The sequence below is a fragment of the Belnapia sp. genome (genome assembly GCF_059504005.1).
This window is the reverse complement of the sequence record NZ_JCACHU010000040.1, coordinates 1-8646: the sequence shown is the minus strand read 5'-3', so window position 1 is coordinate 8646 and position 8646 is coordinate 1. Positions and strand designations below refer to the sequence as shown.

The following is an 8646-nucleotide window of genomic DNA, read 5'->3' as shown; positions in this document are numbered from 1 at the left end:
TTCGCTCCGCGTCGCCTCAACTCACGATCGAGTCAGTCCCAAGGCGGGGCGGTATCAGATACGATGAAGTTGCGAGGAAGCTCGATTGAAGTAAACGACAAAATTATTCCAAATTAGATACGATGGCACAGCTGTAGTTGTTTAAATGCAATGAATGCTTTGGCAAGGCAGAGGCGCAGGCCTTTTCTCCTGGGCTCCGATGAGCAGTTCGACGAACTCCACGACGAGCATGCACCGACACCGTGGTATGGTGGCGTGATGGAAAGCGCCGAACAGCCCCTCCCCTCTCCAGCACGCCTGCCCTGGGACTTCCACCCCGCCTTGACCGAGGAGCGGCTGCGGATCTGCGCTCGCATGCTCGCTAATGCCCGGCGAGACGCACTGGCCATGGCCAGCTACGAGCTTGGGGACGATCCGTGGTCGGTCGGCTGCCGCGCCTTTGCCTTTGGCCGGCATCGGCTGCAGCGCGCCGCGAGCTCGGGCGACTACCCCTGGCTCGAGGTGCTCGACGACAGCGCCCACTTCGTCTTCGTCATCGGCGGGAACGGCAACGGCGTGCCGGTGCGCTTCTATCGCGGCGCCGCCGAGGAACCGACCGAGCGCACGCTCAAGCGGCAGGAGGTGGAGGTCCAGCAGCTCTCCCTGGCGCTGGGCGAGGCGGCGGCCGAGGGGCTGGCCTTTCGTTTGGCTGTGGAGACCGACGGCGCTGGCCGGGTGGACCGGGTGGTGTTCCTCGCGCTGCGCGGCGAGGACCGGGTCGAGTGCTTCTGGCCAGTGCCGCTGGAGCTGCCGGCCGCGGCGGCCACCGGCACCGGGGTCCAGTTGCGGCTGATCGCCGATGACGGCTATGCCGGGCCCGACGAGACCGCCAGCCGGCCGGCCCCCCTGCCCCCTGCCCTGCCGCGTCGCAAGCCGGCTGCCACCAGCCCGCAGCGGCCGCAGACCACCCTGTTCTAGCCAAGCCTGCCGGGACTTTCCCATGTCTGCGCATCTCGCGCCCCTAAGCCCGGCGCAGCGCGCCGCGGCAACCGCGCCGGCGCCCGTACTGGTGCTGGCCGGTGCCGGCTCGGGCAAGACCGAGACCCTGATCCGCCGGGTGGCGGACCTCATCCTGGGCGGTGAGGCGCCAGACCGGCTGCTCTGCATCACCTTCACCGCCAAGGCCGCCGGCGAGATGCGCAGCCGGCTTGCCGCCCTGCTCGGGCCGGAGCGGACACCGCGCTGGGTTGGCACCTTTCACGCTGTCATGGCCCGGCTGCTAATCGAGGATGGCGCCGGGGTCCTGGGCCTGCCCCGCGGGTTCGCCATCTTGGGCCAGAGCGACGCTCGGGAGCTGCTGATGCAGGCCGCCGGCATCCAGGACCGGAAGGCGGCCGGCTTGCTGCAGGAGGCGGTGTCGCTGCTGAAGAATGGTCTCGTGACCGATCCCCGCCGGCTGCCCCGCTCCTCGGCGCTGAGACGGTTCGAGCCGGAGGTGCTGGCACAGGCCGCGGCCGTGCTTCCGGCTTATCGGTCGGCACTCGCAGAACGGCAGGCCTTGGACTTCGACGACCTGATCGCCCTGCCGGTCGCGGCCATGCAGGCCGATCCGGAGCTGGCTGCGCATTGGTCCCTGCGTTGGGCCGAGATCCTGGTCGACGAGTACCAGGACACCAACCATGCCCAGCATGCACTGGTGCGCCTGCTGGCCGGCAAGCCCGGCCGGGTCTTTGCGGTGGGCGACGACCTGCAGGCGATCTACGGCTGGCGCGGTGCCGACGTCGCCCATATCCGGCGCTTCGGGAAGGACTATCGGGCCGCTCCCCCTGCCCTGAAGCTCGAGACCAACTACCGATCGACCCCGACAATCCTGCGCGCCGCCAACGCGATCGCGGCGGAGGACCCAGAGGCGTTGCCGAAGATCCTGCGCCCGGCTGATCCGAAAGCGCCGCCCGGCCCCTCGATCACCATCCGGGAAGCCCCGACCGCGGAGGATGAGGGCGGCGCTGCCTTGGCCTGGCTGCAGGCGCTGCGGCGACGACAGCCTGAGCTGCTCTGGCGCGAGTGCGCGGTGCTGGTCCGGGCTGGCTTCGTGGCGGAGCCGATCCTGGCCGCGCTGCGCCAAGCAGACGTGCCGGTGCGGCTGGTCACCGACCGAGAGCCCGAGCCGCCGAAGGAGGTCCTGGCCGCCATAGCCTGGCTAAGGCTGGCGATGAGCCGTGGCCGCGGTGGCAAGCCCGGCGCCTCTGTCTGGGATCCCGCTGCCGATGATGCCTTCCGCCGTGCCTGCGCCTTTCCGGCCCGCGGCATCGGCGGGACGGTGTTCGGGCGGTTGCGCGAGCACGCCGCGGAGCGGGGTCTTGCCCTGGCCGCTGGCGTGGGGACGCTGCCTGCCACACCGGCAGAGCGGCAGGGGCTCGAGGCCGTGCTCGGCGTGGCAGGCGAAATTGCGGACGGTGTGGCCCGACAGGCGCTCGGCCCGGCTGATGCGCTGCGGCTGGCGGCCGAGGCCAGCGAGATCGCGGAGCGGCTGGGCCTCGACGGCAAGCTTGGCCGTGCCTGGGCGGCCGCGCTGCGGGCAGCGGAGCAGGCCGGCAGCGTGGCGGCTTACTGCGACGGGGCCGCGCTGGGGGCCATACCCGGCGAAGCCGAGCCCGCCGACGCCGTGCAGGTGCTGACGCTGCACCGAGCCAAGGGATTGGAGTTCGACCATGTGCTGCTGGCGGGGCTCGAGGAGGGCGTCTGGCCGAATTGGCAGGCGGAGCAGCAGGGCGCGATCGCCGAGGAACGCCGGCTCTTCTATGTCGGCGTCACCCGAGCCCGGCATTCGCTGCGGCTGAGCTGGGTGCGGCACCGCCGCGACTGGGCCGGCAAGCCATCACGCTTCCTGGCAAAGATCCCGAAGACGTTGACCGAGGCCGGCGCGGCGTCTTGGCAAGCCAAGACTTCCAGACCGGCCAGCCGCACGGAGGCTAGCCGGCCAGCGCGGCCGGTGAAGCCACCGTCCCAAGCAGAGACGGACCGATTGGTCGCCGAGTTTACGGCCCGCAAGGCGAAGGCGCCACGCTGACGCCGTGCCTGCCGACGCCCGCGCTCAGTCCACCAAGCGACCGGTCCGGGTCATGCTGGCGGCGGTTTGGCATCGGGGCGAGACGGTTAGGCTGCGACCACCAGCGCATCGTGTGTCGCGGCCCCTTCAGCGGTGTTGTCGAAGATGCACCAGACCTCTCCGTCGATGCTGGAGAAGCGGTGCCGCAGCCGATCGAGATAGGCCTGCGGATAGGGCGAGTAGTACATGCGTGGCGAGCCGTGCAGCCGAAAATAGGTCAGCGCCTGCCATCCACCGGGCTCGGCGGCGCGCGGGACCGGTGCCGGATCGGCGGCGACACGCGCCACGCGGTGCGCAGCCAGCACGGCATCGACCTCGTCGGTGAACCACGTTGGATGCCGCGGCTCGCAGGCCAGATCACCAGCGAAGCTGTTGCGCAGATGCTGAAGGAACTCGGCGACGAGGTCTGGCTGAAAGACCAGGCTGGGCGGGAGCTGGATCAGCAAGGGCCCAAGCTTGGTTCCAAGCAGGCGGACCTCCTCCAGGAACCGCGCTAGCGGCTCCGTGGTGTTGGCGAGCCTTCGGGTGTGGGTGACTTCTTTCGGCACCTTCACGGCGAACCGGAAGTCGGGCGGAACACTGGCGGCCCAGCGCTCATAGGTGCTGGCCCGATGCGACCGATAGAAGGACGAGTTGATCTCGACTGCAGAAAGCCGCTGGCTGTAGCGCTGGAGATGGCTGCCTTCCCGCGGAAAGCAATCGGCTTGCGCCGTCGGGATCGACCAGCCGGCTGTTCCAATCCGTAGCGTCTTCGGTATCTCAGTCATTCGGAAAGCCAACCTGCTGCTGCAGAACGGCCTGCCTACCTGAGCCGGTAAGGCCGTACACGCCGCGCTCGGCACGCTCGAACCAGCCATACACATTGCGCAGCAGGATGCGGCCAGCATCGGGCGCGATGGCCTTGAGGTCGCGCGGCCGGCGGGCTCCCTCTTGCAGTGCCGCCGCGCAGGCCAGCGCCTGCTGGCGGTAGGCCGTCATGATCGGAGTACGCGATGTCCCGCCCTGGGTGGGGTCGCCGCGCCGCCGGCTGTGCTCGCGCAGCAGCAAGCTGCGGCGCTTGCGGTTGGGGCGAGGCCGATAGGCTGTAGACTCGGCCAGCACCTCAACCAGATGGTGGATGGGATCCACGGCCAGCAGGCCGAAGCCGAGCAGACGGCAGAGCTTGTGGACGCGCCGGTCCCGCCCACGTTGCGATAACCGGACCGCCAGCCAGACTTCATCGGCCGCAGCGAAGCGGCCGACGGTCTGCAGGATCAGCTCGAGGGTGAAACCCGTCTTGAGCTCGGTGACGACGAGCCAGGGCGGCTCACCTGGCCGCACCGCCACGATGTTGCAGCCACAGATCTCGCCTTTGACCTCGTAACCCAGAAGTTCCAGATAAGCTTTGACTGCCGGGTACAACGAGGTCTCGGCATGGCGCTGGGGCATGACAGTCACCGGGTTGCCCGAGCATCGGACAGCCGCTGCCCCTGGCTCTGCTGCCGGTGGTCTGAGCGCACCACGGCGCCGAGCCATTCGCCGAGCTTGGACCAACGGCGCCGGGCGCTGCCGCTCCTGACCGCAATCGCCGGCGCTCGGCGCTGTCCGACCAGCACCACAAGCCGCTTGCCCCGGGTGACGCCGGTGTAAAGTAGGTTTCTGGCCAACATGGCATAGTGCTGAGTGCTTAGCGGGATCAGGACGGCCGGGTACTCCGAGCCTTGGACTTTGTGAATGGTGGTGGCATAGGCCAGCACCAACTCGTCCAGCTCGCCGAAGCCGTACGCCACCTCTCGCCCCTCGAAGCTCACCACCAGCTTGGCCTCCTCTGGATTGATGGCTGACACTAGGCCGAGGTCGCCGTTATAGGCATCGCGCTTGTAGTCGTTGGCAACCTGCATCACCTTGTCGCCCACTCCGTAGCTCCAGCCGAAGCTTTCAACCCAGAGTTCATCGGGTGGATTCATCATCTGATGCAGGGTCATATTCAGGTGCGTTCTCCCAAGCCGCCACGATTCAATGAGTACAGTACCAGGAGGTCCCGAAGCGGGCTTGCATGAAGCTTCTAGCAATACGCACGTTTGGCCAGCATGGCCCCTGCAGCGCCGGCGCTCGCTCAGTGCTGCTAGCAAAAGTTTAGCCGGCTAAACCTTTGGTCGCCGCAGTTCGCTTAACGTACCTGTGGCGAGATTAACCTTGTGCGTGATACCCCTTCGACGCGGCATGAAAGGACCGGGGGGTTCCCTGCCGCATGAGGGAGCACGCAATGCTGCGGATTGTCATCAGCAGCCCCAAAGGGGGCTGCGGAAAGACGAACACGGCACGAAATCTCGCCGCTGCGGCCGCACACGACGGGTTTACCGTCTCGACTGCGGACCTCGACCCCCAGCGGACCTTGACGCGTTGGGCGCGGCGGCGACCGGGCGACGTCCCAGGGATTGTGCATTACCAAGTCGAATGGACTGATGCCGAGGCGCTGACAGCAGAGGATGGCATCGAGTCCAGCGATGTCCTCTTCATCGACACCCCGCCGAGCATCGAGGCCCATCCGGTTGAGATGCGCCGCCTCATCACCGCAGCTGACCTCATCCTTGTCCCGTGCCGCGCCTCCTTCGACGATGTGGAATCGGCCGTGCCATACCTAAAAGCGCTGCGCGCCAGCGGAGCGAAGCCTATCGTTGTCATCAATTTCTCTCGGCCTCGGCTTAATGTCGCTGCCGAGAAGGGGATGCTGCTAGCGGCGGCCGAGCTGTGCCCTATCGAGCTGGGCGAGCGGGCGGACTACAACCGGGCGGGCTCAAAGGGGTACGGTCTGGTCGATATCACTGGCCATGTCGGCTGCGATGAAGTTCGGACCCTCTGGACTTACGTGAAGCAGCGGCTCGGGATCGATAGTCCATCGACCCAGGAGGAAGCGGAGCCGAAGCCGAAGCCGAAGCCGAAGGCTCGCAGCCGCAAGCGGGAGGCCGCTCATGGCACGGCTTAGCCCAACAGTCCCAAAGAAACTGCTTGCCGACCGCAGGCCGCCCGTAGAGGTGATGCCTGAAGGGGACGGGCGGATCGAGATCCTGAACGGCGCACTGGTGCGTTACGAGCGCCGCGAGGACTTCGCACGGGAGATCAACACGCTTTGGCAGCGGGCGCAGGCGACCTTCCTCACCATCGGGAGGTACCTGAACTTGGCAAAGGAACGGCTCCCCCATGGCGAGTTCAACGCCATGATCGACCGCGATCTGCCATTCTCGCCGCGCACGGCCTTCCAGATTAGAGCGGCGACCGTCGCAATAGAGAGCGGCCGGCTGCCGTCTGATGGGCTGCCGCAAAACTACACGACTATCTACTACCTCTCAACGCTACCTGATGCTGCGCTGGAACAAGCCAAGCAAAGCGGGCTGCTGCGGCCTGACCTTCGACGCTCCGAAGTGATTGCGTTCAAAAAGAAGGTCCTGGGTGCAGAGGAGGCCGAAGTAGAACGGGGCGAAGCTACAGCGCGGCGACTTGCCGCGCTTCGTCGCCAGAAGGCTGCAATCGAGGAAGAAATTGCCCGGCTCGAACGGGGAGTGGCACAAGATTGTTGAATCAGTTCGATGCTACGCAGAATCACTGCTTCGGATTTGATGTTCGTGATGCTGTATCGGATCAACTGTGGTAGCACCTTTACCTGCGGACCTTCGGCAGCTGGTTCTGGCGGCTAAGGCGGGCAGCCCAGCCCGCGAGGCGGCATGGGGGTTCGAGACAAGACCCTCAGCAAGGCTTTGATGGTGTGGTCGCCCCCCAACGACATCGATGTGCCGAAGTAGAGGTGTGGAGTAACCACCAGAAGAGACGTTCGTTGGAATGGACAGAGTCAGGCTGTTATCGTGGCACGGTTGAACTGACGCGAGGACCGGTAACCAAGCGCGCTATGGGGTTGGGCCTCCTGGTAGTGGGTGAACCAGGTGGACCTGACTGCAGTGCGTTCTGGGCATCTGGGCAGGGTCGGACGCGGGCGTCATCGCGCTTGAAGGTGCGGACGAAGGCCTCGGCCATGCCGTTGCTCTGCGGGCTCTGGAGTGGGGTGGTTCCGGGGAGCATGCCGAGGCTGCTGGCGAACCATCGAGTCTCTCGGGCGACGTAGCAACTGCCGTTGTCGTTGAGACACTCGATGGCCTTTGGCAAGCGGTTGACGAGGTCGAACCGTCGCTCGACGGCCTCGACCATCATGTACCGCATGTGCTCGGAGGTGATGCCGCTGGTGGTGCCGATATAGGTGATGGCCTCCCGTTCGCGGCAGTCGAGGGTAAACACCACCCTGACCCGCTCGCCGTTGTCGCAGGCGATCTCAAAGCCGTCCGAGCACCAGCGGGTGTTGCGGGCCTCGACGGCGACACGTCCGTCATGGCGGCGCCTCACCCCACCCGCATGGCGGGTTCGGAGGTGGCCAGCCCTCCAGTTCCGCTTGCTGGCGCAGCAGGGCATGGAGCCGCCGGTAGCCGTAGGTCGGCAACTCGGCGGTCAGCACCATTGATGCGGGCCAGGAGGTCGTGCTCCGGCACGGGCGGTCTACCTCGTCGTCCAAGCGCTGGATCCCTGGCCGATCGAGCGAGGCCGGATCGGGCGACGCCGAGGGCTTCAGCGAAGGCCTTCACCGCGGTTGAGCTGAAGAGCCGATCAACGATCTTGCCAGGAAGGGCGCGCACAGAAGCGAATTTTTTTGCGTTTGACCTGCTGTAGGGCCTCTTTGAGGATCTCGGCCTCCAGCGTCTTCTTCTTGCCCAGCAGCCGATGGAGCTCACGAACCTGCTGCTGCAGCGCTCGGTGCTCGGAAGCAGGCACGTCGAAGCAGTGCTTCGACCCTCGCCCGCAGCCGCCGCGGTGTAGGCCCCCTTGGCCGCTAGGTGGCGCCAGGAGAAGAGCTGGTTTGGGTTCACCCTGTGCTGGTGGGCGACTGAGCTCACCGAGGCACCCGGCGTATAGGTCTCCTCGACCATGCACACCTTCTCGGCCGCCGACGGTACCGTCAAGTTGTCGGCGCAAGGCTGACTGAGTTGGTTGGCCGAGGGCCGATGCGGATTGGAGTTTAGGCTGCGGCGGTGACCTCGCTGACGTCGGCCCATGTTTGGAACGCACGCGCCCTTGCGACGCGATACTCGCTGGCGGTGACGTGGTCGCGGCGGAGATGGAAGAGGTTGGCGATCTGATCGTGGGCGGAAAGGAAGCGCTGGGCCTGCCGTGCCGACTTGAAGCGCTTCATCTGCCGCTCTCGTCGTCGCGTCGGTTGGTGCGAATTCTCCGCCCGGTTGTTCAGGCCCTTGTGCTGGCGGTGCTCGATACCAGGCATCACCTCCCGCTTGGCCGCTCCGTAGCTTGGGAGCTTGTCAGTGACCATGACACGCGGCGCCCGGCACTGCCGCTTCAACAACTTCCGCAGCAGGCGCTTCGCTGCCCTCTTGTCGCGCCGGCTCTGCACCAGCACGTCGAGCACCATTCCGGCTTGATCGACGGCACGCCAGAGCCAGTGCTTCGCCCCGGCGATCTTGATAGCCACCTGATACTGTCGGCGAAGTCAAGCGGCTAGCGCCAGAGCTGCGAAACGGGTC

6 protein-coding genes and 3 pseudogenes are annotated in these 8646 nt (G+C 66.4%); 4 read left to right on the top strand and 5 right to left on the bottom strand.

Annotation, left to right across the window (positions count from 1 at the left end):
- Positions 1 to 258 precede the first annotated feature (258 nt).
- Both AC5JJ1_RS05785 and AC5JJ1_RS05780 read left to right on the top strand, forming a co-directional pair.
- Positions 259 to 957, top strand: a complete 699-nt coding sequence (locus tag AC5JJ1_RS05785; RefSeq protein ID WP_495784156.1) for a hypothetical protein — start codon at positions 259 to 261, stop codon at positions 955 to 957.
- A gap of 22 nt (positions 958 to 979) precedes the next feature.
- Positions 980 to 3049, top strand: coding sequence for an ATP-dependent helicase (locus AC5JJ1_RS05780; RefSeq protein ID WP_495784155.1), 2070 nt, complete (start codon positions 980 to 982; stop codon positions 3047 to 3049).
- Between the two features lie 86 nt (positions 3050 to 3135).
- On the opposite strand, the gene AC5JJ1_RS05775 is transcribed toward AC5JJ1_RS05780, so the two are convergent.
- The 3 genes and pseudogenes from AC5JJ1_RS05775 to AC5JJ1_RS05765 form a co-directional block, all read right to left on the bottom strand.
- Positions 3136 to 3855, bottom strand: coding sequence for a DUF72 domain-containing protein (locus AC5JJ1_RS05775; RefSeq protein ID WP_495784154.1), 720 nt, complete (start codon positions 3853 to 3855; stop codon positions 3136 to 3138).
- Positions 3848 to 4516, bottom strand: a complete 669-nt coding sequence (locus AC5JJ1_RS05770) for a DUF2161 family putative PD-(D/E)XK-type phosphodiesterase (protein ID WP_495784153.1) — start codon at positions 4514 to 4516, stop codon at positions 3848 to 3850. Before AC5JJ1_RS05770 ends, AC5JJ1_RS05775 begins: the two co-directional genes overlap by 8 nt.
- Positions 4517 to 4521: 5 nt before the next feature.
- Positions 4522 to 5117 (bottom strand): annotated as a pseudogene (locus AC5JJ1_RS05765) (ATP-dependent DNA helicase); the annotation flags it as partial.
- Between the two features lie 216 nt (positions 5118 to 5333).
- Between AC5JJ1_RS05765 and AC5JJ1_RS05760 the strand changes: the two are divergent.
- Positions 5334 to 6053, top strand: a complete 720-nt coding sequence (locus AC5JJ1_RS05760) for a ParA family protein (protein WP_495784152.1) — start codon at positions 5334 to 5336, stop codon at positions 6051 to 6053.
- Positions 6040 to 6645 (top strand): hypothetical protein, encoded by a 606-nt coding sequence (locus AC5JJ1_RS05755; protein ID WP_495784151.1) that lies wholly within the window; start codon positions 6040 to 6042, stop codon positions 6643 to 6645. The genes AC5JJ1_RS05760 and AC5JJ1_RS05755 overlap by 14 nt, the downstream gene beginning before the upstream one ends.
- 269 nt (positions 6646 to 6914) lie before the next feature.
- On the opposite strand, the pseudogene AC5JJ1_RS05750 reads toward AC5JJ1_RS05755, so the two are convergent.
- Both AC5JJ1_RS05750 and AC5JJ1_RS05745 read right to left on the bottom strand, forming a co-directional pair.
- Positions 6915 to 8037 (bottom strand): annotated as a pseudogene (locus AC5JJ1_RS05750) (IS3 family transposase).
- An 89-nt stretch (positions 8038 to 8126) separates the two neighbouring features.
- Positions 8127 to 8597 (bottom strand): annotated as a pseudogene (locus tag AC5JJ1_RS05745) (IS6 family transposase); the annotation flags it as partial.
- Positions 8598 to 8646 lie beyond the last annotated feature (49 nt).

Bases quoted from the DNA above. Each gene is read 5' to 3' on its own strand.
- AC5JJ1_RS05775 (WP_495784154.1), bottom strand. From the start codon at position 3,855: ATGACTGAGATACCGAAGACGCTACGGATTGGAACAGCCGGCTGGTCG.
- AC5JJ1_RS05780 (WP_495784155.1), top strand. From the start codon at position 980: ATGTCTGCGCATCTCGCGCCCCTAAGCCCGGCGCAGCGCGCCGCGGCA.
- AC5JJ1_RS05755 (WP_495784151.1), top strand. From the start codon at position 6,040: ATGGCACGGCTTAGCCCAACAGTCCCAAAGAAACTGCTTGCCGACCGC.
- AC5JJ1_RS05770 (WP_495784153.1), bottom strand. From the start codon at position 4,516: ATGCCCCAGCGCCATGCCGAGACCTCGTTGTACCCGGCAGTCAAAGCT.
- AC5JJ1_RS05760 (WP_495784152.1), top strand. From the start codon at position 5,334: ATGCTGCGGATTGTCATCAGCAGCCCCAAAGGGGGCTGCGGAAAGACG.
- AC5JJ1_RS05785 (WP_495784156.1), top strand. From the start codon at position 259: ATGGAAAGCGCCGAACAGCCCCTCCCCTCTCCAGCACGCCTGCCCTGG.